We start from the raw sequence: 26,737 nt of genomic DNA on the forward strand, positions 1-26,737 counted from the left end.
CTTAGACCACTCCCTTGGTCCGCAGCGCGTCGATACGCTCCTCGCTCATGCCGAGGACCTGCGCCAGCACGCTGTCCGTGTGCTCGCCAAGCGATGGCGGCGGCCTGCGCAGGCGAGCCGGCGTTCGCGACAGCTGCATGGGGATGCCGATGGAACGGAACGCGCCGGCAGTATTGTGCATCACATCCAGCACCATTCCCGTCGCGACGGATTGCTCGGCGGCAAGCGCCTCGGCGACGCTGTTGATGCGCCCGCAGGGAATGCCGGCGGCCTGCAGGTCGGCGATCCAGCTGTCCGCCAACCGTGCGAGCATGACGTTCTCGATCAGCGCATCGAGAGCCGCGCGATTGCGGACCCGTTCCGAATTGCGGGCGAAGCGATCGTCGGCGCTCCATTCCGCATGTCCCGCCACCGCCGCGAACCGTGCGAACTGGCTGTCATTGCCGACGGCGAGCGCGATATCCGCATCGGCGCAGCGGAAGGATCGGTACGGCACGATATTGGGATGGCCATTGCCGTAGCGCCCGGCATCCTTGCCCGACACCAGCACGTTGGAGGCGACGTTGGCGAGCAGGGCGATCGCCGTGGTGTAGAGGGAGACCTCGACATGCTGCCCGCCTTCGCCTCGCTCGCGAGCCTGAAGCGCGCCGAGGATGGCGATCGCCGCATAGAGCCCGGTGCAGATGTCGACGATGGCGACGCCTAATTTGGTCGGGTCGCCACCAACCTCGCCGGTGATGCTCATCAGGCCGCTCTCGGCCTGAAGCAGGAAGTCGTAGCCGGGCATGTTCGCCCGCGGGCCTTTCCCAGTGTAGCCGGAAATGGTGCACAGGATCGTGTTCGGCGCCTCCTCGCGGAAGAACGCCTCGCCGCACCCCATCGCCTCGAGCGTCCCGGCCTTGAAGTTCTCGATCACCACATCCGACTGGCGGATCAGGTCGCGCAGGATTTCCCGGGCCTCCGGGGCCTTGAGGTCGAGGGTGATGCCGCGCTTGTTGCGGTTGGTGCAGAGAAAATAGGCCGCCTCGGTCCCGTGATAGGGCGGCCCCCAGGCGCGGGTATCGTCTCCCGCGCCCGGACGTTCCACCTTGATGACATCCGCGCCGAGGTCGCCCAGCAGCATGGCGCATTGCGGGCCGGCGAGCACGCGCGTGAGGTCGAGCACGCGCAATCCCTCCAGCGCTCCCGGCTTCAGGGCCGCCGGCTCCGTCATCGCGCCGGCGCCTTGTTCGCGTCGGCGGCGAGGTCCTCGAGATAGCGGTCGACGCGGGCCTTGTTGGCTCGGCGGAAGCGCTGGAAGTCGGGTTTGCGCTTTTCGAGGAAGGCGTTCATGCCTTCCAGCGATTCCTCGCTGCCCCAGATTTCGCCGAGCAGTTCCATGCCGTGCTGCCAGGAGGCATAGAGCTGGTCGGATTCGAAATTGAGCGACTTCTTGGTCGAACGCAGCGTCTGGCCGGAATGGGCCTTGATGCGCTCGCACCAGTCGAGTGTCGCGGCTTCCAGCTCGGCCTTCGGGACGACCTTGTTGATGAGGCCGACCTGCACCGCCTCCGCCGCGGTGAAGGTCCGCGCCAGGAAGATCATCTCGCGCGCCAGGCGCTCGCCGATGATGCGGGAGAGATACTGGGTGGCGCCGACCGTCGGGCAGGCGCCGACCCGCGCGCCGGTCTGGCCGAACACGCCATCCTCGGCCGAGATGACCATGTCGCACCAGAGCGCGAGCTCATGCCCGCCACCCACGCAGGCGCCATGGACCATGGCGATGACCGGGATCGGCAGGCCGCGAATGGTCATGGCGAGGCCGAGCATGCGGTCATTCCAGTGCATGCCGTTGGCGCGGTTGAGCCGCATCATCGCGTGGAAATCGCCGCCGGCCGAGAAAGCCTGGGTCCCCGCGCCGCGCACGACGGCGCAGGCGATGGTCGGGTCGTTGCGCGTCGAGGCGAAGGCCTGGATCAGTTCGTCCAGCGTCTGCTCGCGGAAGGCGTTGCGCACTTCGGGACGATTGATGGTGATCCAGGCGACGCCATCCTTCACGTCGAACAGGATTTCCTTGTAGGTCTTTTCGTTGGCGGTCATGGATTTCGTCCTTCTAGCACGGCATCGTTGCGCGTTTGGGGCGCTGATTTGTACAGACAAAGACTCGTGTGGATCTGCGCCCGCTATCAGCTGGCAGCTTCTTCGATCTCGACGAGCGTGCCGCAGGTGGATTTGGGGTGCAGGAAGAAGATCGGCCGGCCATGATGGCCGGGCGTGGGTTGGCCGGGGCCGGCGATGGTCAACCCTTCCGCCTTGGCGGCGCGGGCCGCGGCCTGCGCGTCAGCGACCCGGAAGGCGATATGGTGAAGCCCACCTGCCGGATTTTTCTTGAGAAATCCGTTCAAAGGCGACGATTCCGACAGCGGCGCGAGCAGTTCCAGCACCATGTCGGCGAGCGAGAGATAGGCCATCCGGACGCCCTGCGCGGGGACGTCCAGCGGAGCACTGGCGGTGCCGCCGAACTGTTGCTGGAAAGTACGGACAGCGACGTCGAGATCGGGAACGGCAATGCCGATGTGGGAGATTTTCTGTGGCGCAATCATCGCGACCCCCTGAGCATGGTCGAATGATATGTCCGGACTTTTTGATTTGCAACGATAGATGCGAAGAGGGAGGTTATTTTTCTTCTGTCGGTGACGGCGCGCGCAGCTGTTCTGCTGCGTATCGACAGTGTCCAGCTCGGATGCCGATATACATTCAAATAAAATCGCGCACGGAATCTGACGTATGGAGCGTATAGGCGCTCCGCCGTGATCCGTGCGCGATTCTAGTTTGGAAATTCGAGGAAAACCTATCGGTAAATATTAGTCGCTCTGAACCAGTTCGTAAATCTGGGTCATCAGCCCGCCTTTTATTTTTCCATTGCTCAGATGGCCGACCAGAACGTCGTCATTGTGCCCCGGTCCGCCACTCAGTGCCATGTGGATGTGCACGAAGGGCTGCGGTTCATCCCAGACGACCCCTTCGCCAAGCGCCGCGGGGGGCTTTTCCGGCCATGAAATATTGCCGTAGGCGACGAGTTCGCGCCAGTCGGAGAAGTTATGGCGCGTAACATCGTAGCCGCCCTGGGTACGAAACCCGGAGATCATTTCCGTCTCCGACAGTGCTCCCAGCAGGAACACCGATCCGGCGCGGATGTTGTGATCGCGAACGAACTTGTTGATTTCGGTGAAGTAGTCGTCACCCGGCTCGCAGCGCACTTCGAAAACGCGCCCAAGCTTCAGTTCTTTGGACTTGTACATCAGGCTTCTCCCTTCACCTCGTCATAGATCCGCGAGATTCCCTTCTGGAAGGTCTCGCGCCGCTGCTTCAGCCAGTACTCCCCGCGTGACGTATCGGCGTGGAAGAATTCGCTTTCCAGCTTCGGGTCGATCATCGCCTCGCCTCGGGAGAGCCCCTTGCCGACGAGATCGGAGACCGCGCCCTTTATGGTGACCATCCGCTCGCGCTGCCGGCGCACCACCTCCATGTCGCAGACATCGCCGTGGCCGGGCACGATGGTGTGCACATCCAGGGTCTCGATCCATTCGAGGGCCCGGATCCAGTCGCCGAGATGGGCGTCGCCCATGCCGCCGCCGCGGGCATTCACCACGTCGCTGGCGAACAGGATCCCTTCCTCCGGCACCAGGATGGCCGAGGTGCCGGGCGAGTGCCCGCCCATCAGCGTGATCTCGAAGGTGAGGGGAGCTGCGTGCAGCACCATGGACCGTGTCCAGCAGAAGGTCGGAAGCGGAACGGCCGTCTCGGCGAGCCGGGTGGCCTCTTCGGTCAGTTTTAGGTCGTTCAGGGTGTCGACGAACATCTTCTTCGAGTAGGCGTTGTCGCCCCCCTTGCTGATCTCGTCGAAGGCGACCTGCGGCGCGAGGAAACTCACCCGGTCGCCGACACCCTCGATGAAGGACGTGCCGGAGATGTGGTCGCCATGATAGTCGGTGGCGATGAGGTGGCGCGCCCCGCGCGGGTGCAGGCCGCGCACGACGTCCTGCCAGTGCGCCGAGTCGCTCGGGCGCACCGGGCAGTCGATCAGCACCGCGCCCTCGTCGGTGACCACGGCCGAGACATTGGCCCAGTCGTAGCCGGTCTCGACATAAACATTCTTGCCAAGTTTCTGCATGTCGGTGTTTCCCGTGATCCGCGACTAGCCCACATATTCCAGGATATGCAGGCCAAGGCCCCAGCGATCGGTGATGTAGATCAGTCCGGTATCGCGATCGACGAAGACCTCGTTGGTCTGCGGGCAGAAACGCTTGGAATTACCGGCGGGGATATAATAGCCGAGTTCTTTCGGCTCGAAGGGGTTCGACCAGTCGACGATACGCAGGCCGGCGTTGAACCAGGTGAGATAGAGAAGATCATCAGCCTTCATCCACTGCCAGGTATTGTGCGCGCCATAGCGCGCGCCCTGCTGGCACCAGGACTGGTCCTTCGGGCGCATGGTGATCGGATCGATCGGGTAGGGGTTGAAGGTGCTGATCGAGATCGGCTGCTCGAAATTGCGCATGTCGAGGAAAGTGGTGAAGGCGGGCGGGTGCGCGCAGTTCACCGTGTGCGTCTCGCCGAGCAGGATGCCGAAGGGCGATCCTTCGGGAACCAGGAAGGTGTGCGCGGCCGGCGACCAGTTGTGCGTCTCGTAGGGGTTCTGCCGCCACATGAAACGCGGCCGCGACGGATCGGTGAGATCCATCATGCCGAAGCCGCCGCGCCGCCAGGCACAGGTCACGTAGTTCCCGTAAGGCTGGGCTTCGTGGAGGTCGACGCTCTTCGGCGTCAGCAGGTCGAGGTCCCAGGTCGGTTCCTCATGCGCCGCCTCGTTCTGTCCCGGCACCCAGCCTTCGCCGATCAGCTGCGGGTTGGAGGGATCCTTCATGTCGTGGATCAGCAGCACGCGGCCATTGCAGCCATCCTTGAAGCCGCCGCTGTAGAGCAGCTTGCGCTGGAAGTCGTAGACCGGGCGGTGGATGCCGTTGCCGTCCGTCTCGACATGGCGGATCAGCTTCGGATCGCGCGGATTGCTGATGTCGTAGAGAACCAGGCCGCCCTTGACGTCGGGGTCATCCACGCCCGGCTTCTTGTCGACGTTCATGATCAGCACGTCGTCGACGATCAGCACCTTGTGGCTGCGGGCGCTGGGCGCGTGTTCGAGCTGCTTGACGACCTTGGGCGATGTCGGGTCGGAGACATCGAGCACGGTGAGGCCGAAGGAGCCGTAGAGACCGCCGGCGGCCACGTAGCAGATGCCGTTGCGCACGCGGATCTGGAAGGCGTCGTTCCAGCCGCCGAGATCGGAATGTCCGACGAGGCGCACATTGCGCGCCTCTTCCGGCCGCGGGCCGGTGAGCACGCTATGCGCTTCGGCCTCGGGCACGGGCTTCAAGAAGTATGGCTTGTTCATTCGTCAAAATCCCTGTGCAACTGACTTACGACGCCAACTTGACCGGCACCGGCTTGCTGGATGCGCCGGCGGAAGGAAGCAGCCGGCAGGCTTCCGGTCGGAACTGCAGCCGGATCAGATCGCCGACCGACACCGGGATGCCGGTCGCGAGCTTCGTCACGACGGTCTGCTGGCCGGCCTGGATCTGGCACTCGACGGCCTCGCCAAAGAAGACGACCTTCTTGACCCGGCCCTCGATGAGGTTCACCCCGTCCGCGCGTTCGGGTCCGGCCACGGTGAGGCTTTCGGGGCGAACGGCGAGCTTGGCCGACATGCCCTTGCTGAAGCCGGCCGGCATGGCGCAGCGCCAGATCCCGTAGGGCGTCTCGACATGCCCGATACCTTCGCGCGCGCCCTCGACGACGGCGGCATCGAACAGGTTCACCCGGCCGACGAACTGCGCCACGAAGTCATTGACCGGATTGGTGTAAAGTTCGACCGGCGTCGCCTCCTGGACGATCTTGCCGCCATACATCACCGCGATGCGGTCCGACATGGCGAGCGCTTCGAACTGGTCGTGCGTGACATAGATCGAGGTGATCCCGAGGTGGCGCGTCAGCTCCTTGATCTCGATGCGCAGATCCTCTCGCAGCTTCGCGTCGAGATTGCTCAGCGGCTCGTCGAGCAGCAGAACCTCGGAGCTCGACACTAGTGCCCGTGCCAGCGCCACGCGCTGCTGCTGGCCGCCGCTGAGATAGGGGGCGGGCCGGTCGGCCAGATGCTCCATCTGCATCATGGCGAGTACGTCCATGACGCGGCGCTTGCGCTCCTCGGCAGGCACCTTGCGGTGGCCGTGCTTCAGCGGGAAGGCGACGTTGTTGAACACGGTCATGTGCGGCCAGATGGCGTAGGACTGGAACACCATCCCGATGGGCCGCTGATAGGGCGGCACGAACACGCCGCGATCCGCCACCACCATGTTGCCGATGGTGATGCGTCCGCGGTCGGGGGTTTCCAGGCCGGCGATGCAGCGCAGCGTCGTGCTCTTTCCGCAGCCGCTCGGGCCGAGCAGGGTATAGAACTCGCCGCGCTCGATACGGAAGTTCACATTGTCGAGTGCCGCGACATGACCGCCGAACGAGTCGAAGTCCTTGCCGAGTCCAGTGATATTCACTTCCATGTTCTGACTCCTCAGCCCTGTTGGCGGCTAAGTTGAGAAATGAAACGGCGGAGAAGAAGCGTAAGCGGAATGAGGAAGATGATCAGGACGACGCCCATCGCCGCTGCGTTCGGCGCGTATTGCTCCCAGTTTTCCCAGAGGAAGACCGCGAAGACCTTGTTGTCGCGGCTCGACAGCATGAGCGGGATCGCGAAGGCCCGCAGGGTGTGCACCGCGACCCAGATCCAGCCGGCCGCGAAGGCGGGAAACAGCAGGGGCAGGGTGATGCGGATCATCGCCTGGAACACCGTCGCGCCGCTGACATAGGCGGCCTGCTCCAGTTCCTTGTGGATCTGCACGATGGCGCCGTTCATCAGCCGGGTGCAGAAGGGCAGGTAGGAGATGGCCAGGCCGAGGGCGACGATCCAGATCGTGCCGTAGATGCCGCTGAAGCTGAGTGGCGGGGTCAGAAACGCGACCATCAGCGCCGTCGCCACGACGATGCCGGGCACGGCAAGCGGCATGAAGACCATGAAGTCGAGCGCGCCGGTCACGACGGCGCTGCCATGCTTGCGGACGATGAGCCACGAAACCACGAAGGCCAGTGCCATCGTCGCCGTCGCGGTGAGCAGCATCAGCACGAGGGTGTTCCACACGGTCTCGGTGAGTTCCGGAGAGCTGAACACCTTGACGAAGTTCTGGAACGACACCAGGCCGAGGGCCTCGAGGGAAGGAGCGCGGTAGCTGGGCAGCAGGCTGGTCCAAAGCAGGATGGCAAAGGGCAGGGCGGTGGAGATGAGGAAGTAGAAGCCGACCGCACCGAGTGCCGCATAGCGCCAGCGCCCGATGGAGATCACGCGCGGGCGGAATCCCTTGCCGGTGACCGTCGTGTACCGCTCCGAATGGCGGATCATCCGCCGGTAGACATAGAGCAGCCCGATCATGAGCAGCATGAACAGCACGCCGTAGACGGCCGCCAGGCCGTAATCGATCGGCGCCTGCACGCGGGTGGTGAAATAGATCATCGTGCTGAGCACGAAGACGCCGCCCGGCAGGCCGACCGCGAGCGCGGCCTCGAAGGATTCCATGCTCAGGATGAACGAATACATGCCGGCCGCGAGAATGGCGGGCATCAGTGCCGGCAGCGTAACTTTCATGAATGTCTGGAGACGGCTGGCCTTCGAGACCATGGCGGCCTCTTCGAGCGTCGGGTCCATCATGCGAAAGCTGCCGACCACCATGAGGAAGATGGTCGTCACGCCGCGTATGCTGTCGAGGAAGATCAGGCCGCTGATCGAGAAGATGTTGATCGGCCCGACATTCGACGTATAGCCCAGCGGAGAGAGCACTGCGCGCAAGACAACGTTCAGCGCACCGGAGTTCGGCGACAGCAGCAGGGCCCAGCCCATGGCGAACAGAATGCCGGGCATGGCCATCGGAATGATGATGATGGCCCATGCCAGATTGCGCAGCGGCATGTCGGTGCGTTCGACCAGAAACGCCATTCCCACAGCCCAGATGAGCGATAGCGCTGTGCCGGCAGCGGCGATCCAGAAGGTCCGCCCGAGCGTCTCGATGAAGTTGGGCTGGCTCAGCGCGTAGCTATAGTTCTGCAGGGTCCAGCCATCCGGAAATGCCGGATGGCCTTCCTGGAGGCTGGAGATGATCAGGCGTCCGACCGGGACGACAACCATGAATGCGATGATCGCAGTCACCACGATGAGCAGCATGTTTCTGCTCACCCACCCAACCAGATCGAATTTCTTGGCGGGTAGGACGGTCTGATTAGCTTCGATGGACACCATCTTGTCCTCACTGGCGTGAATCGGGGGCCACTGCCGAAATCGCGACATGTCCGTGGCAGGAACCGCCGGCGTCGGTGCCGCCTCGCTGTGCTGGCGCCGGTTGCGGTCCCAGCAGGCGAAGTCATCCGGCGGTCATGCCTGTGGCGGCGGTCGCCGATGGAACGGCACCTTGCGGGTGGAGTTTTCGGCGGCCGCGCGGGAGGGGCCGTTGTCAACGGCCGGTGGGAAAGCCCCAGACCGTGACGACGGCGCGCGTGGCCACGCTTTGCGCCTTGCCGTCGGACTCCCAGCCCGCCCAGAAGGGTTCGGCGCCGGCCTTCGAGACCATGGCCTGGGCTTCGGTGCCCTCCTTCAGCGGATTGCTCTGTCCGAAGAGGTCGTAATATTTGGCGCCGTCGGTTGCCATGAAGCCGGCGAAGAGGATCGCCGAATTCGGCGCCTTGCCGCCCTTCATCACGGCCAGCGCCTCGCCGACCTGATAGGGGTATTCCTTCGGCACGACGATCGAGATCGGCGACGAGGGATCATTGTAGAGAATGGTCTTCAGGTGCTGGTAGCCAATGCCGCAGACGATCGAGTACTCGCCGGAGGCAAGCAGGGACGCGACATTGTTCGGTGACGAGACCCACACCGGCTGGTTGTTCTTCAGCGCCGTATGGTACTCCGTGCTGCGCTCGGGACCCCATTTGATGTAGAGCTGGACGAAGGCGAGCGGGCGCGAATAGACGCCGACCTTTCCCTTCCATTTGGGGTCGATGCAGTCGGACCAGTTCTTCGGCGCGTCGGCGGCGGAGACCAGCTTGTTGTTGTAGGCGATGACGAACTGGTTGATGCCGGTTCCCAGGTAATAGCCGTTCGGATTTACCATGGTGGGCGAGATGGCGGGGAAGAGCTTCAGCCAGTCGACCTTCTGCAGCACGCCGGCGCTGACGAACTTGTCGCGAAGGTCGCCAGACACCGCGACGAGATCGACAGTGACGCGCCCGGTGAGAGCTTCGTTCAGGATGCGTTCGCGATCGTCGAGGCCGCTGACGAACTGATGTTCGACGGCGATGCCGTATTTCTCCTGAAAGGCCTTCTTCGTTTCACTGATGATCGGGCCTGCCCACTGCGTGGCGATCTGCAGCGGCGGCTCCTTCTTCGCCAGTTCGATGACTTTCTCGAGGGTGCTTCCCACCTCGGCGCGCGCGCCCGGCGCGAACAAGAGAGCGCTGCCGAGGCAGAGTGACGCCGCCACACGCCCCCAACTATGTACGGACATGATTTCCTCCCAATTTATCGGAGCCTGCGACTCCCGCACCGGACGTTCCTGCCAGCGCGGTTGCATGAAATCTCATGTCTGGACAAATTGCAATATTAATTCTGCAAGAAGAAACAAAGAATGGCACGTCGATTCTGGAAGTTCTGCGCCCTCTCGGGAAATTGAAGTCGAATAAATTTGGTATTACAAATACAATACTTCACTCGCCCATGGCGAGTATCGGCCCGGCAATGCAGCCTGCCGGTCGCAGGTCCAGACCCGTCCTGGGCGACCGGGATGTCCTCGCTGACACTGGCGCGCATTGGTGTCGGCGGCCGGGGATCGTCCCAAGGAACACGTTCCCGCAAGGTCGTCTCCACCCGCCGCGTCCCGAAAGAATGCCGAGCACCATGATGCCGTCATTGAGTTTGATGCGAAGGGCGTCTTGCTCGATGCCGAGTTTGCGCGATCTGACGACGGCCTGCGACGCGGGAGGCTCACCTGAGTTCGAGGTTGTGAAACCGCGAGAGGCGAACCCCAACGGCGCGCGCCTGCCGCATAAAGTCCGGACTTATGAGTCGGCAAGGTGCCGCGATGCCGCTTCGGGCCGGCGGGGCGTTCGCTGATGCATGGTGCTCAGCAACACCATGGCGGCCTCGCGGCTGCGCTCCATCCGCTCGAAGCTTCGGGTGTCTATGCAGCCGCCCTTTCGGCCGAAATAGATCGCCCAGGCCTCCTCCGTCACGGCGGTGCCGGGCAGGTCGGCCTCGACGAAGCGGGAGGCCTCCATGACGTCGTCCAGGGCGAAGCCGGCATGCGGGTCCTGGACATCGTCATCGTAGTCGTCGCAGTCCTCGCACATGGTTCTTCCGCTCATCTGCTTGGTACAGCAAGGTGGGCGCGGCGCGCCACGACGTCAATACGCTCATCTCAGGCCGCGCGACACGAGCCGTTGCATGATCGGCGCGAGCACCCGGTCGGAAATGTGCACGTTCCATATCTCCGCCTCGTCCTGCTTTTCATAGGCGGCGAACAAATCGGCAAGCTGTCCGACGGACGAGACGGTCTGCCCGCGCAGGCCGAACCCCTTCGCGATGGCGGCGAAATCGGTACGCCCGAAGACGGCCGAGCTTTCATCGATGCCCTCGGCCCGGAGCTTGTGGATCTCCGCGCCATAGGCGCCGTCGTTCAGCACGCAGATCAGCATCTTGATGCCCTGGCGCTTGATCGTTTCCAGCTCCTGGATGTGCATGATCAGGCTGCCATCGCCTTCGATCAGCACGATGCGGTCGGTCCCCTTGGCGACGGCCACGCCGATCGCCATCGAAAGCCCGTTGCCGATCGCGCCGAACTCGCGAATGACGTGATAGTTCTCCGGTCGCCGGTGCTTCATCTGCGAGTGGAAATAGGCGCAGTGCCCGGTGCCGCTCACAATGTCCCAGTCCTTGGGCAGGACATCGTCGAATTCCGAGATGAAGTCCCGAGGATCCACCGTTCCCGCGACAGCCGGGTAGGTGTCGCGGCGGGTTGAACCCTCCTGGATGCGGGTTGCGACGTCGCCGGTGCGCGCGCGCGGCTCGCTGGCTGCCGAATTGCTCCGCCGGTCGTCGCGATCGAGCGCGGCGCAGATGGCCGCTATCGCCTCGCGCGCATCGGCGCGGACATAGAAGTCGGCGGCGGCCACGCCATCCTTCAGCCCGACGGGGTTCGCGTCGATCTGGACGACGAAGGCATTGGGAAACAGGGATCCCCCATCGGCCGTGTAGGACGTCAGGCTCGCGCCGATGGCGATGACGAGATCCGCGCGGCCGAACTCTTCGCGCGCCGCCGGGCCGGAGAAGCCGCCGGCGATCCCCAGGTTGAAGGGATCGTCGTCGAACAGGCCGCGCGCCGGCAATGTCGTGGACAGCAGGGCTCCCGACCGTTCCGCGAGGGTGCGCACCGCGTCGCCGGCATCCGAGGAGACCACGCCGCGCCCGGCTATGATGATCGGATGCTGGGAGGAGCGGATGCGGTCCACCACCTCCGCAATGGCTGCGGTGGCCGGGGGGAGGGGATGAAGCCTCGGAAGGAACTCCGTGGAGGGCCGATAGTCCTGCACCGGCATGCGCTGCTTCTGCAGGTCGAACGGCACCCCGAGAACGACGGGTTTGCGTTCGGTGCGCGCCTTGTAGAACGCCTCACGCACGCTGGGCAGCAGGCGACCCGCGCTGCGGGCCGAGATGTACTCGGCGCCGGTCGCCAGGGCGAGCGGGGCCTGTTCCATTCCCTGATTGTACCATTTGGCGTTTTCGGGATTGACCGGGATTTCCCCGGTGAAGAGCACCATCGGCACATGCGCGCGCGCAGCGGTCGTCAGCGCCGTCATCGTCTGGGTGAAGCCCGGCCCGAGCGTGACGGAGGCGACGCCGACCTCGCCGGTGGCGATGGCGTAGCCGATCGCCATGCCGCAGGCACAGTGTTCGTGGCGTGCATGGATGGTCTGCACGCCCTCCCGCTCAGAAAGGGCGATGGCCCAATGCATGTTGCCATCGCCCATGAGCGTGAAATGGGCGCGCACGCCTTCGGCATAATAGGCTCTGGCCAGTAGTTCGTAGCCGGGGACATCGTTCTTCATTGCAGTCCATATCCTTGCGCGAGGGCGATACGGAAGCCGGCCGCCGGCCGGCACGCAGACGACAGGTCACACGGGCGCCGGCACGACTCCCGCGAGTTCCAGCGCGACGCCGAGGTTCGACGGATCGGGCTTGAGCAGCCCGGCATGGATGCGGTGGGTGACGTCGACCATCGCCCTGTTCGCCGGCGTGGCGATGCCGAACCGCTCGCCCTGCTCGACGACGAGGCCGTTGATCATGTCCACCTCGCTGAGGCGCCCCTTCATGTGGTCCTGCAGCGTCGTGTTCGGGCCGCGTCCCGGCCCGATGTCGTGGTTGATCTTGTCGATCAGCTTGGTCAGCAGGTTGTTGCTGCCTTCCATGTCCTGGCGCGTCAGGCCGAAGATCGGCACGATGGCGTGCCCGAGCTTGTCGCCGACCGCGAGCGCCTCCGAGCCGAGCTGCATCATCAGCTCGTTCATGCCGGCGGGCTGGGCGTCGGTCAGCTCCCCGCCGGTCATGGCCATCGTGCCCAGCGTCATCGAGTTCAGCACGAGTTTCATGTATTTGGCCGAGAGAATGTCCTCCACCATCTCGACCTTGCCCGCGTGGCGCAGCACGTCGGCGACGACAGCCTCCCGCCCGACCGTCGCGGGATGGAAGCTGCCCAGGCCGAACCATGTCCGGTCCGGCGCGGTGTTGCGCTTGATCTCTCCCGGCACGAAGCAGGCCGAGGAGAGCTCCACGGCACAGCCGAGCGTGCGCGATGGACCCACGATGTCGGCGATCATCTGCGCCGTCATGCCGTTCTGGGCGCCGATCAGGAAGCCGTCCTCGTTGAGATAGGGCTTGATCAGCTCGGCATGCCAGCGCGTGTCGTAGATCTTGGTGACCAGGAAGACGACGTCGAAACGCGTGCGCATCGACGCCAGGTCGCACAGGTGGTGCGCGGGCAGTCTCGCCCGGATTTCTCCCTGCCGCATCGTGACGTGAAGGCCGTTGGCGCGGATGGCCTCCACATGGGCCGGCCATTGATCGATCAGGACCACGTCGAGGCCGGCATTCGCCAGGTCGGCGGCGAGGCAGCTGCCATTGGCGCCGGAGCCGAGCACCGCGATCTTCGTCGTCATCGCTTCCTCCCGCTATTCGTCTGTTTTTGTTTGGCGTGCGAAGTTTTGTCTGCATGCGAAGTTTTGTCTGCGTGCGAAGTCATGGCACAGCTTCGCCCGCCGATGCGACGGCTAATCAGACGATCGCCGCGGGGGCCACGGCTTCGAGGTCGGTCGCGCAGTCGATGACGACCGGCCGGTTCGCCGCGAGGGCCTTCTCGAGGGCCGGCGCGAAGTCGGCCGGCCTGTCCACCCGCAGGCCGAGCGCTCCCATGTTGTCCGCCAGCCGCGCGAAGTTCACGTCGGTAAAGGTCCAGAGCTCGCGCGCCTTGTCGGTCTGCTTGCCGCCATAGGCGCGGTCGAAGCCCCGCATGGACTGGTTGCCGGCGCGGTTATTGTTGACCACGGTGACGCTGTTGATGCCCCAGCGTACCGCCGTCTCGACCTCGGCAATGTGGTACCAGAAGCCCGCATCGCCGGTGAACGTCACCACCGGGCGGTCCGGATGCGCGCATTTGGCGCCGAGACCGGCCGGGAAGGCCCATCCAAGGTGGCCGGCGCTGCGGATATAGCTCTGCCGCGGGCTGCGCAGATCGAACATGCCGCCCATCCACATGCCGCCATGGCCGGTGTCGACCACCACCACGGCGTCGTCCGGCATGTGCCGCGTGAGCTCGTCGCAGATGCGTTCGGGACGGATCGGCACCGCATCGGAGGACAGCAAGCCGTCATATTCGGCCCGCCACTCGCCCTTGATCCGGGCGACATGCGCGAGCCAGTCCTTGCGCCGTGCCGCGGTCCCCGCCTCGGCGAGGTCGAGCAACGCCTGCAGCGCCATCTTCGCATCCGCCAGAACGGACGCTTGCAGCTTGTAGTTCCGGCCGAGGCTTTCCGGGTTGATGTCGATCTGCACCGCCGGCGTGCCGAACTTCGGCACCTGCCAGAAGGCGGTGGTCATGCTGCCGGTCTCGCTGCCGATGTAGCAGACGAGGTCCGCCTCCTTGACGACCCGGTTCGCCGAGCCGCGCGAATAGGTTCCGACCACGCCGACGGACAGTTCGTGCGTGCCGGGGATCGTGTCCTTGCCGTTCAGCGAGGTCGCCACGGGGATGGCGAGCTTGTCGGCGAGCGCGACGAGTTCGGCGCCGGCCCCCGAGGCGCGCACGCCGCCGCCGGCCACGATCACCGGCCGCTCGGCGGCCTGCAGGACCTGCAGGGCCTGCTTGACGGCTTGCGGATCGGGACGCGGGCGAAACGGCGGCACGGCCGCGAATTCCGGTTCCACATAGAGATCCGCGTCGAGTTCGTCCTGGTCCACCTGGCCTTCATTGCCGCGAAATTGCAGGTGGACCGGTCCGGGTGTGCCGCTGACCGCGGCGCGGAAGGCCTGCCGCAGCATGTCGGGAATGCGCCGGGCATCGTCGATGGTGGCGTTGAGCTTGGTGACGGATTCGAAGGAGGGTATGTCGTCGACCTCCTGGTACACCTTGCGGAACTTGGTCGCCGCATCCCTGCCGCCGGTCATCGCGATGACCGGGGCATGGGCGAGGTAGGCATCGCGCAGCCCGGCAGCGAGGTTATGAGCGCCGATGACCTGCGCCATGCAGAGGGCGGGGCGGCGCGCCGCGCGCGCATAGCCATCCGCCATGTAGGCCGCCGAGGCCTCGCCATGAACGTGCAGCCGCTTGATGGAGGTGCGGGATTCGAGCTCGGCCATGGTCCGGCGCAGGATGGCCGGCACCATGAAGATATGGGTGATGCCGTATCCGTCCAGCATCTGCGCGAGGGCCTGTGCGCCTGTCAGCTTTGCCATTGGCCGGGCTTCTCCATGCGTTTCCGGGGTGGCGGTGCCCTTCCGATCTGATGCCGGATCTCAGCTTGCGGTCACCGCATGGCACGGATATAGATCGATCATTCGTTCGTTTGCAACGAATATTTCAAACGAATAACTCATTTCTGGTTCGGGAGGAGCCGCCATGCGTCGAAACCAATTGGGTGTGGCCATCGTCGGGGCGGGGCGCATGGGCGCGCTGCGGGCGGGAATGGCGGTGGCTCATCCCGCTGTCGACTATGTCGCCGTGTCGGACATCAAGGAGGAGCGTGCCCGGACCGTGTGCGGCGGTACCGGCGCGGATCGCGCTTCGACGGACAATTACGACATCATTCGGGACGAGCGGGTGAATGCCGTGATCGTGTCGACCAGCGAGCCGGAGCACGCGATCCCCGCGATCCAGGCGCTGGAGCTCGGCAAGCCGGTTCTCGTCGAGAAGCCCATCGCGCTCACCGTGGCGGACGCCGACCGGATGATCGCCGCCTCGCGGCACAACGGCGCCAGCTTACACGTCGCCTACAGCCTGCGGTTCAACCGCAGCTATCTCGTGGGCAAGCAGCATGTGCTGGACGGCAAGCTCGGGCGCATCGTCTCCGGCACCAGCCGGCTCTACAACACCAAGGCGCACGGCATCGAGATCATCAAGCGCTCGGCCGACGCGACCTTCGTCAAGGATGCGCTGACCTACCTGGTCGACCTGTTCGGCTGGTACATGGAAGATACCCAGCCGGTCGAGGTCGTCGCGCGCGCGCATGGCGTCGCCTATCGCGCGCTCGGCTACGACGCCGACGAATCCACCTGGGCGATCGTCACCTACGCCAATGGGGCCATCATCAATTTCGGCGTCGGCTATGCGCTGCCGGCCAACTACCCGACCCATGGCCGGCTGGTCCGGGTCGAGATCCTCGGTGACAAGGGCGTGGCGTTCTTCGACCAGGATCACCAGGAGAACATCATCCACAGCGAGGAGGGTGTCACCCACGGCTATGTCGGCCACAAGATGGAGCATGGGCTGATGACCAGCAACGCCTCGGGAAACAAGGCGCTCGGCGGCTTCTGGGGGCCGCTGGGCGAGGAGACGCGTTCCTGGCTCGATCACCTGGCGACCGGTTCGCCGTGCCCGCATTCGACGGCCGAGCAGGCGCGCACGACGCTTCGGCTCACCGCCGCGATCGAGGAGGCCGCCCGGACGCGCGACGTGGTGAGCCTCGCCTGAAGGGAGTGGAGCGGGCGCCGGACAGGGATCCTGCCGGCGCTTCGCTTCGCGCCGGCGGGAAGGGGCGGTCCTGGCCGGTGATGCGCGCTAGGGGGTGCGGGCCGGCCGTCGGGTCTTGCTCGACTTGGCCTCACCCGACTTGGCCTCACCCGATTTGGTCTCGCTCGGTTTCGCCTCGCTCGGCTTGGCCTTGCGCGGCTTGGCCGGGCTCGGCTTTCCCGCCGCGTTGATTGCGGCCGTGGGCTCCGGCAGCGCCTGCGGCGCGGCAACCGGTGCCGCGTTACGCCCTTCGCGAAAGACATTGGCGAAGATCGGTACAAGCCTCGCCAGCACTTCCTCGACATTGCCCGGATCGCATTTGCCGCCGGACAGCGACTGGATGCGACCGGAATCCGCCATCGTGTAGAACATTGAGCCGATCAGGAAGTGAAACCGCCAGTAGAGTTCCAGCTCGGGCAGGTCGGGCAGGGCCTCGGCGATGGCCGCGAGCACCTCCTGGCTGGATTCGTCGAACGTGTCGCGCAGTATCCGCCGCGTCGCCTCGTTCCGCTCCAGTGCGAGGCGGGCCCGCAGCCGAACGAAGGTGGCGTTCTGCCGCCGTCCGGAGGAAAGCGCCGGGCGCAGGAAGGCCTCGAGCACGTCTTCCAGGACGGGGCGGCCGTCCGGCTCGCGGCGGACCTTGGCGAGGAGTTCCAGGCGCCACTGGACGATCGGCTGGGAGCTCCGGGCAAACAGCTCGGCGAGCAGGGCTTCCTTCGAGCCGAAATGATAGTGGATCGCCGCGAGATTGACCCCGGCATGGCTGGTCAGCTCGCGAAGGCTCACCGCCTGCACGCCGTGTTCGGCGAACAGGTCGCGCGCCGCGTCGAGTATCCGCTCGCGTGTCGCCGCGCCGGGGTTGCTTGCCTGCTTGCGGACCGTTGCCATCCATCAATCTCTTAAAACAAACGTATGAATAATACTAACCCGCTCCCGCCACTCGGGTCAATGAGTTCGCGCTGCGCGACCCAAGACGTGCACGGCTTCGCGCCTGCGGCAACGTCGAGGAAGCTGCTCGCTTCAAGGCGTTCCCGGCAACGTCCGGACATTTCATTATTTACACGTTCGTTTAAATCATATACGAGAATAACATCAAGAAAAGGCCACCGGCAGCGCCAAATCCATCGCCTCCGAGCGAGCGCCGGTCAAGGCGGCATCGTGCCCATGTGTCTGTGGAAGCCGATGTCCGGACATCTTAGGGAGAAATCAATGGGAATCTCTTGTGTCGCGAAGCCCGGCGCCCTGTCGTGCCTGGTCGCGCTCGCCGCCCTCCTGGGCTCGGTTTCCGGTGGCCAGGCGAAAATCGGCGGGACCGTCGAGGAAATCATCGCCCTGGCGAAGAAGGAGCCGCCGCTTCACATCGCGACGACCTGGCGCGGTGAGATCGTCGACGACACCAAGCGCGGCTTCAAGGAAAAATACGGCCTCGACTTCGATCTCGAATTCGTCAGCGGCCTCGACGATCGCGAGCGCATTCTCAACGAGGCGCTGTCCGGCCGCGTCTCCACCGACCTCGTCAACGTGTCCGGCGAATTGCGTGACAAGTTCATCAATTCCGGCGCGATCGAGGCCGTGGAGTGGACCCGGCTCTTTCCGCAGATCGATCCCGCGGTGGTCAGTCCCAAAGGCTATTTCCTCGGCACGGGCATGAACCAGTTCGTGCTCGCCTACAACAAGAAGCTGGTCTCGGAAGCCGAGGCGCCGAAGGATTGGGACGATTGTCTCGATCCCAAATGGAAGAACAAGGTCGGCCTCTATTCCCGCCCGCTGCCCTTCGTTCAGCAATACATCAAATGGGGCCCCGAGAAGGGCGATGCCTATCACAAGGCACTGAAGGAAAATAACCCGGTGTGGCTGTCGACCACCAACTCGGCGGTCTCTCTGCTCGCGGCAGGCGAATACTCCATGCTGTGCGGCATCCAGTATCACGCGATCAAGACCATCCTGCGCAGCGATCCCAACGCGCCGCTTGGCGTCATCGTGCCCAAGCTCTTCCCGTTCCAGGTGGGAGAGGCGTTCGCGGTGCTCAAGGGCGGCAAGTCGCCGAACTCCGCCATCCTGCTTGCCGCCTACATGGCGACCGACGGGGCCAAGGCGTATGACGCTTTCGGCCAGAGCAACCCGCTGCAGCCGGGCACCGACGCCTATCAATATGTGAAGGCCGCCGGTGCCGAGCCCTATTGGGCGGGCTGGGAATCGGACGGTGCCGCGCAAAGCAAGGCGAGCAAGGCCATCGTTACCGATTGGGGCTTCCCCTCGGGCCGGTAGCGAGATCGGCAGTCCCGCCTCAAGCGGGCTGTGCCCGTCGGTAAAAGCTCTTGCCCGGAACGCTCGAAACGTTTCTCCCGTTTCGAGCTCTGAGCAGGCCGGATCGCATCCGGTGCGTTTAGCCGGCGCTTCGGGCCAGGACGAGATCCTGCCCGAAGCGCCTCATGGCGAGGTCGGCGACTTCGACCGCGCGAACATCTAGGCCCAGAAGGCGCGTATCTTCGGCGCCTCGATCTTCGACCGCTCATAGCCGGCGTGCAGGGCGGGCTCGATCTGCTTGGGGTCGAGCAGGCTCACGCCGGGCGGCGTGCCGGCGATGATGAGCATCGCCTTGGTGCCGGTAGCCTCCAGCGCGGCGATTTCCTTATGGATGTCGTGGGGAATGCCGGTGAGCAGGCTGCCCTCATAGCCGTTGGTGAGCGTGACGACGATCGCGCGCTTGGAGCCGGCGACGAGGTCGGTGTGGGCCCAGGTCTTGGAGATGCCCCCGTCCATGCAGTAGCGCTGCCCCAGCAGCGTCGGGCCGATCAGGCCGGGCAGCGACGAACTGGCCGCGGCGGCGTGCGCGAGCGGAATGCCGTTCTTGTTCGCCACGTCCTGGTGCACCACCAGCCGCTCGCCGGTGTAGCAGTCGTTGGAGGTGGTGAACATTTTCGGCGTCGGCCAGCCGGTACGGCTGTCGCCGGTGAGCAGCCAGGCCAGGCGCCCGACGCCGTCGCCGTTGAGATGGTTGTCGGCGGCGAGGGCGGCGTGGCCGATCGTCCGGATGGTGTCCGGGTTGCCATCCTTGACGCGGAAATTGATCTCCTGCGCCCGCTTCTGGCTGGCATTGGGCGCCGCCACCGGGGCGAGCTTGGCGAAGAGGCCGGGGAAATGGCCGAAAAAGTTGAACTCGGTGCGCATTTGCAGGAAGCGGCCGGACAGCAGCGAGGAGCCCATATAGGACCCCGCCGAGGTACCGACGACCATGTCCGCGATGGCCGGGTCGACGCCCTGTTCGAGCAGGCCGTGGAAGAAGCCGCAATACCAGGCGACATAGTATTCGCCGCCGCCGCCGAGCACGAGCGTGCGATCGAGGCCGCTCGCCAGGCTGGAGACGGTCGGCGTGTCCGGCACCGGCCGGGCGAGGCCGTCGCCATCGAACAGCGCGTCGGAGATGGCGGCCGCCATCTGGGCCGGCTCCGTGGTGGCGACGTCCGCCTCCGCCGCCGAGGCCTGCCTCGTGGCCGGCAGTGCGGCGGCCGCCGCGATGCCGGTGGCGCCCTTGATGAGATTTCTGCGAGAAAACATCGTCATACCGTTGTCTGGCTGGTGGTGCAGTGCGCGCGGGGCCCGGCCTCGCGAGGTGCGGTGCCGGCCGGGATGCCCATCGCTTCCCGCCCTGTGACGCGCCCTATAGTACCTAAGCAATAGGGAAAGCGGCTTCAATTCGCCGTTGACGGCGCGCCAGCGGGGCGACCCATCGGCGATGAGCCGACAGGGCCGGTTCTGCCGGGAGGGTGGGTCAGGCCGCGCGGCCTGTCCCCGACGGTACTTTTGCAATTGCGGGGGGCCGCCGCGCCCTTTAGACCTTAGTGAGCGAAGTATCGTGGATCGGCGGGGTCGATCCGAACCGCATCGGCGGGTTCCTGCCGCGAGCTCGGCGGGAACGAAGGGGAGCGTTCGCCGTGGGACGTGTGCGCTTTGGGGCCGTGCGCGCGAGCGGGCCCTGTCTTGCCCTGGTGCTGCCCGCCGCCACCCTGCTGGCTTCCCCGACGCCCGGCCATGCCCAGGTCATCCAGTCCGTGACGTGTCTCGTGGAGGGCAGCGCCCGCTACGGCATCAATACCGAAGGGATCACGGTCACCTCCGGTACCGCCGCCAGCGATGCGAACGCGACGGTGTATGCGCAGTCCCTTGGCGCCAATGGCGGGGTGCAGGGCGGGAATGCCGGCGCGGTGACCATCACCGCCGACGGCACGATTTCCGCGCCGGCCGCCGGTACGGCCGCGGTGCAGGGCCCGGGCGGGCTCGCCGTGCCGCAGAGCGCGGCGGTCTGGGCGCAGTCGCTGGGCGGCTGCGGCAATGTCGCGCCCGGCAACGCCGCCGGCGCCGGCGGCACGGCGGGGGCGGTCACCGTCACCGCCAATGCGGACACGGTGATCGATCTCGGCCCGAACGTCGCGGGCATCTACGCCCTCAGCGCCGGCGGGCAGGGCGCCGGCTACACCTATGACGCCACCCACGATCTCGGGCCGGGTGGCGATGCGGGGACCGTGACCGTCAACTTCGCCGGCACGATCAACGGGCAGGGCGCCGACAACGCCTATGGCATCTACGCGCTGTCGGCCGGCGGCGCGTCGGGGGCGACCGACAGCAAATATTCGGTGTCGGGCGGCGATGCCGGCAATGTCTATGTGACGCTCTCTTCGGGCGCGCGGATTGACGTGTCCGGCGACGCGTCGATCGGGGTTTTCGCGGCGAGCGTCGGCGGCCTGTCCTGGTACGCCGACAACGGCACCTACGGCGGCCACCAGAACGGCGACGGCGCCGACGTCACCGTCACCACCCAATCCGACGTCACGATCAACACATCGGGCGAGCTGGGCATCGGCATCCTCGCCTTGAGCACCGGCGGCAATTCGACGACCTCCCAGCAGCCGCCGGACAGCCTCCAGGAAAACGGCGAGAACGCCAAACCCACCGACTACGCCCCGCCCGGCAATGCCGGCGACGTGCAGGTGAACAACCAGGCGACCATCACCACGGCGGGCGACGTCTCGGTCGGCATCGCCGCGATCAGCGCGACGGGCGGGCGCGGTGCCGGACAGGTCATGCTGGTGGACGGCACCTATGTGATCGACCAGGTGGGGCAGGTCGGTCCGGGAGCGGGCTCGCCGGGAACAGTGACCGTCACCAACTCCGCGACGATCACCACCAGCGGCATAGGTGCCATCGGCATACTCGGCCTCAGCCTTGGCGGCGCGGGCGGGGTGATGGACAGCGGCCCCGGACTGCTCAGCCTGCTCGGCGGCACCGCCGCCGGCACCGGCGCCGCCGGCAATACGGTGGAGATCACCGACACCGGCACCATCGTCACCACCGGCACCGCCGCCATCGGCATACTCGCCGAGAGCGTCGGCGGCGGCGGCGGCACGGCGACGGGCACTCATGGCGTGGTCGCCGTCGGCACCAATGGCGGCGCCGGCGGCAATGGCGGCCAGGTCGAGGTCGAGAAGCTCGGCGGCTCCATCGGCACCTCGGGCGACGGCGCCTTCGGCATCCTCGCCCAGAGCATCGGCGGCGGCGGCGGCAATGGTGCCAATGCGTCCGGCCTGTGGGCCGCGGTCGGCGGCGCCGGCGGCGCGTCAGGCGACGGCGGCGAGGTGGACGTCACCCTGCAATCCTCCACCGTGCAGACCGCCGGCGATTTCGCGGCAGGCGTCGGTGCCCAGTCGGTCGGCGGCGGTGGTGGCAATGGCGGCTACGCCAAGAGCTATTCGCTCGTCGCGCCGGTGAGCACGGCCATTGGCGGCACTGGCAGTGGCGGCGGGGCGGGCGGCGTGATCGACATCACGGTCACCGACAGCTCGATCGGCACCTCCGGCGCCCATGCGCCGGCCCTGCTGGCGCAGTCTGTCGGCGGGGGCGGAGGCACCGGCGGCGCGGCGGCGGTCTATTCGACCGGTGTCAGCCTGGTTGTCACCACCGCCATCGGCGGCGACGCGAGCAATGGCGGCGCCGGCGGCGCGGTCACCGTCACCGGAACCCAGGCGACCTATGCGACCACCGGGCTCGATTCCGTCGGCATCCTCGCCCAGAGCGTCGGTGGCGGCGGCGGCAATGGCGGTTCGGCCCTGTCGCGCTCGGAAGCGCTGCCGGCCTCCGATCTGCCGACCGTCTCCATCGACACCAGCGTCGGCGGCACCGGCGGTGCCGGCGGGGCGGGCGGCGCCGCCACGGTGAGCAATATCGGCAAGGTTTCCACCCAGGGCGACGGCTCCATCGGCATTCTCGCCCAGAGCGTCGGCGGTGGCGGCGGCAATGGCGCCGATGCCAGTGCCTTCGCGCGCTCGATCGAAGGGGCGCTTCCCAACGTCAAGATCAGCGTCGCGGTCGGCGGCAAGGGCGGTGCCGGCGGCGACGGCGCGGCGGTCAGCGTGACCAATGGCAACCCGAACGATCCGTGCGGCGCGCGTTGCGCCGGCACGGTCACGACCGAAGGCGACAACGCGGCCGGCATCCTCGCCCAGTCGATCGGCGGCGGCGGCGGCAATGGCGGCGCCGGCAATGGCAGCGTCAGCAGCCCCAATCTCGGTGGCGACACCGGCACCGCGATCGACGCGACCATCGGGGTGGGCGGCACCGGCGGCGACGGCGGCACCGGCGGGACGGTGGCGGTCGAGAACACCGCCGGCAGCCTCGTCCAGACCTACGGCTCGGGCTCGCAGGGCATCCTCGCCCAGTCGATCGGCGGCGGCGGCGGCAATGCGGGCGGCGGTACGGCGGCGGGCAGCGGCGACAACGTCGTGATGAACGTGTCGGTCGGCGGGGCGGGCGGCACCGGCGCCTATGCCCAGACGGTCACCGTGACCAATGAGGGCACCATCGCCACCGGCCAGCTGGTCGAGGGCAATGGCGGCGCCTACACCACCGGCGGCGACGCGGTGGGCATCCTCGCCCAGTCCATCGGTGGCGGCGGTGGCGCTGCCGGCTCCTCGGACGCCGCGGCCACTATCTCGACGCTGTTCCAGATCGAGGATCTGCTAAACGCGCCGAGCAACAGCTACATCGGCTCCGTCACGATCGGCGGCACGGGCGGCACGGGCGGCGACGGCGGCACCGTGCAGGTCACCAATACCGGCGGCATCACCACCCTCGGCGAACGCGCCTACGGCATCCTCGCCCAGAGCATCGGCGGCGGCGGCGGCACCGGCGGCGCGGCGACGTCGGCGGCGAACTCGGTGGCCGGCGGGCCGGACGGCGGCAAGTCCGGCACCTATTCGGCGATCGTGTCGGTCGGCGGCAGCGGCGGCGCGGCCGGGCAGGGCGGCACGGTGACGGTCCAGGGTTTCGGCACCGTGCTCACCGCCGGCTACGGCGCCGTCGGCATCCTCGCCCAGTCCGTCGGCGGCGGAGGCGGCGTGGGCGCGGAAGGCAGCGTCAACAATACCACCACCCTCGGCATCGGCGGCGACTGGAACGGCAAAGGTTCGGCCGGGGGCGACGGCAGCGCCGTCACCGTCAGCACCGGCCCGGTGACGACGCTCGGCGACGACGCGCACGGCATCGTCGCGCAATCGGTCGGCGGCGGCGGCGGCCTCGGCAGCGCCGGCTGCACCAATTCCACCGAGGCCTCGGCAGGGGGCATCGCGACCACCCTGTGCTACGGCAACACCGCCGGCCTCACCGGCAGCTTCGCGCCGTGGAACGACGCCTCTTCCTACACCATCCAGATGGGCGGCGGCGCCGGGGCCAGCGGCGCGGGCGGCGACGTTATCGTGACCGTCGACGAGGCGCTGTCCACCAGCGGTGCCCGCAGCATGGGCGTGATCGCGCAGAGCATCGGCGGTGGCGGCGGTCTCGTCACCGTGCCGGCCGGGAACACCGCGTCGGTGCAGCTGCAGGCGGCACCGGGCGCCAATGGCGGGGCGTCCGGGACGGTCACCGTCACCGAGACCGCCACCGGTGCCATTGCCACCACCGGCGCCGGCGCCTGGGGCATCCTCGCCCAAAGCCTTTATGGCGGCGGCGGCTTCGCCGGCGATCCTTCGCTGCCGGCGCAGGCGCTCGTCTCCAACACGCTGACCACGTCCGGCAGCGTGGGCACGGCCGGCGCCGTCACCGTCAATGTCGCCGGCGGCATCGCCACTACCGGCGCCAATGCCCATGGCGTCGTGGCGCAATCGGTGGGCGGCGGTGGTGGCATCGCCAATTCCGCGGCGAATGACAGCCTCGTCTTCGGCAACAGCGCGCAGATCTACGGCATCTCGGAGGGCGAGCACGCGGCAACCGGCGGCGCGGTGACCGTCACCGTCGCGGCCGGCGGGTCGATCAAGGCCACCGGCGCCGGTTCCATCGGCATCCTCGCCCAGAGCACCGGCGTCGCCTCCAGCCAGAACGGCTATCAGACGCCACCCATCGACATCACCATCGACGGCACCGTGCTCGGCGGCACCCTGACCGGCGCCACCGCTTTTCAGCCGGTCGCCGGGCTCGTGCTTTCCGGCGGCGGCTACGCTTCGGCCGACTGGAGCGCCGCCAATCAGGTGACGATCGGCGCCGGCGGTTCGCTCGGCACGGTCGACGGGGCGAATGGCTGGGCCATCGTCGGCTCGGACGGCTATACCAGCGTCACCAACTACGGAACCGTCACCGGCGGCATCAATCTCGGCGCGTCCTTCGGCATCGTCACCAATTACGGCCTGCTGAATACCGGGACGCAGATGAACCTGGCGTCGCTCGTCAATGACGGGACGGTCAATGTCGCCGGCAAGGGGGCGGTGGGTACCACGCAGGTCGTCGGCTCCTACACGCAGGGGGCGTCCGGCACGCTGGCCGCGGACATCGACGCCCTCGCCGTGCAGCAGGCCGACCTGCTGACCGTCGACGGCAAGGCCGAGCTGCTGGGCACCATCGTCCCCAACGCGAAGAACCTGCTGTACGGTTCCTATCAGGTCCTCGGCGCTGGCTCGCTCGACGCGCATGTCAGCGCGCCGTCCTCGCTGCTGTTCGACTGGGGCGTGGCCGTCTACGACAACCAGATCTGGCTGGAGCCCATCGCCGATTTCACCCCGGCCGGCGTGACGCTGAGCCCTGCCGAAGCGTCCCTTGCCGACTATCTCGGCGATGGCTGGAACGGCATCGGCTCGCCGACCTTCTTCGCCCCGCTGTTCGGTGCCCTCTCGAAGATCGGCGACGGCAGCTCCTATGTCGCGGCGCTCAAGGCGCTCTCCCCGGAGGCGTCGCAGGCGCAGGCCACCGCGCTTCTGAGCAATGCCGGCACGGTGCTGGGGGCGGCGCTGAGCTGCCCGGTCTTCGTCACCTCCGGGACGCTGCTCGGCGAGGACGAATGCGCCTGGGCCAAGGTGACCGGCAGCTGGTTCAGCCAGTCGCAGACCCGCGACACTCAGGGTTTCGACGTTTCGCAGGTGACCTACCGGCTCGGCGCCCAGAAGGAGCTGTCGCCCGGCTGGTATCTCGGCGGCTCGTTCGGCGCCGGTCCGACCTCGTCCTCCTCCGACAACGGTTCCAGCGGCGACGGCTACACCGTCGACGGCAGCGTCTCGGTCAAGCATGTGGCGGGGCCCTGGCTGTTCGCCGGCTCGCTCGCGGTCGCCCATGGCAGCTACGACAATAGCCGGCTCGTCGAACTGACCGTCGACGGCATGGCGCCGGCGGTGCTCGACAGCGACAGCAGCATGACCCTCGTCGCCGGCCGGCTGCGGGCGGGCTACGAATTCACCTTCCCGGACTGGTACATCCGGCCCTATGCCGATCTCGACTTCGTCTATGCCAATGCGCCGGGCTACCGGGAGCAGGGCGCCTCGCTCTACGCACTCGATGTGCAGGGCGGCGACTACACCAGCGTGGTCTTATCGCCCATGCTGGAGATCGGCGGCCGCTTCGCACTGGATGACGCGATCCTGCGCCCCTATCTGAGCGCCGGGGTGAGCTTCAATTCGAACGACACTCGCGTGGTGAGCGCGCGCTTCGCCGGGGCGTCGGCCGAGACCGGCAGCTTCGAGACCTATCTGAACATGCCGGCCGTCATCGGCACCGTCATGGCGGGCCTTACCCTCTACAAGGCCGGCGGCTTCGAGGCGAGGGCGGAATACGCCTTCTCAGCCGGCGATTCCTTCCAGGCGCAGAGCGGCAGCCTGCGCCTCGCCTATCATTTCTGAGCGCGGGAGGGGGCCTGCGCTGTCGGTCACGCGGTGCGGCGGGCGCGGGTATCGGGAGACCGTGGATATATTCCGCAGCGTAATTCGATATGCGGACTATTCGGTGCTGTCCATGACGCTGCGCAGGACGATAATGCGCGTCGAACAATCCTGTCGCTCTTGAAGACCTTGTCATTCCGTCAC

18 protein-coding genes are annotated in these 26,737 nt (G+C 66.5%); 3 read left to right on the forward strand and 15 right to left on the reverse strand.

Annotation, left to right across the window (positions count from 1 at the left end):
- Window position 1 precedes the first annotated feature (1 nt).
- The 13 genes from KHC28_RS02320 to KHC28_RS02380 all read right to left on the reverse strand — a co-directional run bounded on the left by KHC28_RS02320 (window position 2) and on the right by KHC28_RS02380 (window position 15,130).
- Window positions 2–1,213 carry a CaiB/BaiF CoA transferase family protein gene (locus KHC28_RS02320; RefSeq protein WP_214006715.1) on the reverse strand — a complete coding sequence of 404 codons (1,212 nt, stop codon included), beginning with the start codon at window positions 1,211–1,213 and terminating at the stop codon, window positions 2–4.
- Window positions 1,210–2,079, reverse strand: coding sequence for an enoyl-CoA hydratase-related protein (locus KHC28_RS02325; RefSeq protein WP_214006716.1), 870 nt, complete (start codon window positions 2,077–2,079; stop codon window positions 1,210–1,212). Before KHC28_RS02325 ends, KHC28_RS02320 begins: the two co-directional genes overlap by 4 nt.
- An 86-nt stretch (window positions 2,080–2,165) precedes the next feature.
- Window positions 2,166–2,582 (reverse strand): methylmalonyl-CoA epimerase, encoded by a 417-nt coding sequence (mce, locus tag KHC28_RS02330; RefSeq protein WP_214006717.1) that lies wholly within the window; start codon window positions 2,580–2,582, stop codon window positions 2,166–2,168.
- 261 nt (window positions 2,583–2,843) lie between these two features.
- A complete protein-coding gene (locus tag KHC28_RS02335) occupies window positions 2,844–3,281 on the reverse strand; it encodes a PPC domain-containing DNA-binding protein (protein WP_214006718.1) in 438 nt (145 codons plus the stop codon).
- Window positions 3,281–4,153, reverse strand: coding sequence for an MBL fold metallo-hydrolase (locus KHC28_RS02340; protein ID WP_214006719.1), 873 nt, complete (start codon window positions 4,151–4,153; stop codon window positions 3,281–3,283). Before KHC28_RS02340 ends, KHC28_RS02335 begins: the two co-directional genes overlap by 1 nt.
- 24 nt (window positions 4,154–4,177) lie before the next feature.
- Window positions 4,178–5,431 carry an LVIVD repeat-containing protein gene (locus KHC28_RS02345; protein ID WP_214006720.1) on the reverse strand — a complete coding sequence of 418 codons (1,254 nt, stop codon included), beginning with the start codon at window positions 5,429–5,431 and terminating at the stop codon, window positions 4,178–4,180.
- A 25-nt stretch (window positions 5,432–5,456) separates the two neighbouring features.
- Window positions 5,457–6,590 carry an ABC transporter ATP-binding protein gene (locus KHC28_RS02350; RefSeq protein WP_214006721.1) on the reverse strand — a complete coding sequence of 378 codons (1,134 nt, stop codon included), beginning with the start codon at window positions 6,588–6,590 and terminating at the stop codon, window positions 5,457–5,459.
- Between the two features lie 11 nt (window positions 6,591–6,601).
- Window positions 6,602–8,299, reverse strand: coding sequence for an ABC transporter permease (locus KHC28_RS02355; protein ID WP_214006722.1), 1,698 nt, complete (start codon window positions 8,297–8,299; stop codon window positions 6,602–6,604).
- Between the two features lie 286 nt (window positions 8,300–8,585).
- Window positions 8,586–9,701, reverse strand: a complete 1,116-nt coding sequence (locus KHC28_RS02360) for an ABC transporter substrate-binding protein (RefSeq protein WP_214006723.1) — start codon at window positions 9,699–9,701, stop codon at window positions 8,586–8,588.
- Between the two features lie 484 nt (window positions 9,702–10,185).
- A complete protein-coding gene (locus KHC28_RS02365) occupies window positions 10,186–10,476 on the reverse strand; it encodes a hypothetical protein (protein WP_214006724.1) in 291 nt (96 codons plus the stop codon).
- A 63-nt stretch (window positions 10,477–10,539) separates the two neighbouring features.
- Window positions 10,540–12,231, reverse strand: a complete 1,692-nt coding sequence (locus KHC28_RS02370) for a thiamine pyrophosphate-binding protein (RefSeq protein ID WP_214006927.1) — start codon at window positions 12,229–12,231, stop codon at window positions 10,540–10,542.
- Window positions 12,232–12,297: 66 nt separating this feature from the next.
- Complete coding sequence (locus tag KHC28_RS02375) at window positions 12,298–13,338, reverse strand: ketopantoate reductase family protein (RefSeq protein WP_214006725.1); 1,041 nt, start codon at window positions 13,336–13,338, stop codon at window positions 12,298–12,300.
- A gap of 115 nt (window positions 13,339–13,453) precedes the next feature.
- The gene (locus KHC28_RS02380) at window positions 13,454–15,130 is read right to left on the reverse strand and encodes a thiamine pyrophosphate-binding protein (protein WP_214006726.1); all 1,677 of its coding nucleotides are present in this window, start codon (window positions 15,128–15,130) and stop codon (window positions 13,454–13,456) included.
- Window positions 15,131–15,293: 163 nt separating this feature from the next.
- Between KHC28_RS02380 and KHC28_RS02385 the strand changes: the two genes are divergently transcribed.
- Window positions 15,294–16,364 (forward strand): Gfo/Idh/MocA family protein, encoded by a 1,071-nt coding sequence (locus KHC28_RS02385; RefSeq protein WP_214006727.1) that lies wholly within the window; start codon window positions 15,294–15,296, stop codon window positions 16,362–16,364.
- Between the two features lie 87 nt (window positions 16,365–16,451).
- On the opposite strand, the gene KHC28_RS02390 is transcribed toward KHC28_RS02385, so the two are convergent.
- Window positions 16,452–17,291, reverse strand: coding sequence for a TetR/AcrR family transcriptional regulator (locus KHC28_RS02390; protein ID WP_214006728.1), 840 nt, complete (start codon window positions 17,289–17,291; stop codon window positions 16,452–16,454).
- 321 nt (window positions 17,292–17,612) lie between these two features.
- Here KHC28_RS02390 and KHC28_RS02395 point away from each other — a divergent pair, with 321 nt between their 5' ends.
- Complete coding sequence (locus KHC28_RS02395) at window positions 17,613–18,671, forward strand: ABC transporter substrate-binding protein (RefSeq protein ID WP_214006729.1); 1,059 nt, start codon at window positions 17,613–17,615, stop codon at window positions 18,669–18,671.
- A gap of 198 nt (window positions 18,672–18,869) precedes the next feature.
- On the opposite strand, the gene KHC28_RS02400 is transcribed toward KHC28_RS02395, so the two are convergent.
- Window positions 18,870–19,967: a patatin-like phospholipase family protein gene (locus KHC28_RS02400; RefSeq protein WP_214006730.1), complete on the reverse strand. Its 1,098-nt coding sequence runs from the start codon at window positions 19,965–19,967 to the stop codon at window positions 18,870–18,872.
- 371 nt (window positions 19,968–20,338) lie between these two features.
- Here KHC28_RS02400 and KHC28_RS27645 point away from each other — a divergent pair, with 371 nt between their 5' ends.
- A complete protein-coding gene (locus tag KHC28_RS27645; protein ID WP_214006731.1) occupies window positions 20,339–26,554 on the forward strand; it encodes an autotransporter outer membrane beta-barrel domain-containing protein in 6,216 nt (2,071 codons plus the stop codon).
- Window positions 26,555–26,737: the final 183 nt, after the last annotated feature.

It is taken from the genome of Ancylobacter sonchi (assembly GCF_018390695.1).
Lineage (GTDB): Bacteria > Pseudomonadota > Alphaproteobacteria > Rhizobiales > Xanthobacteraceae > Ancylobacter > Ancylobacter sonchi.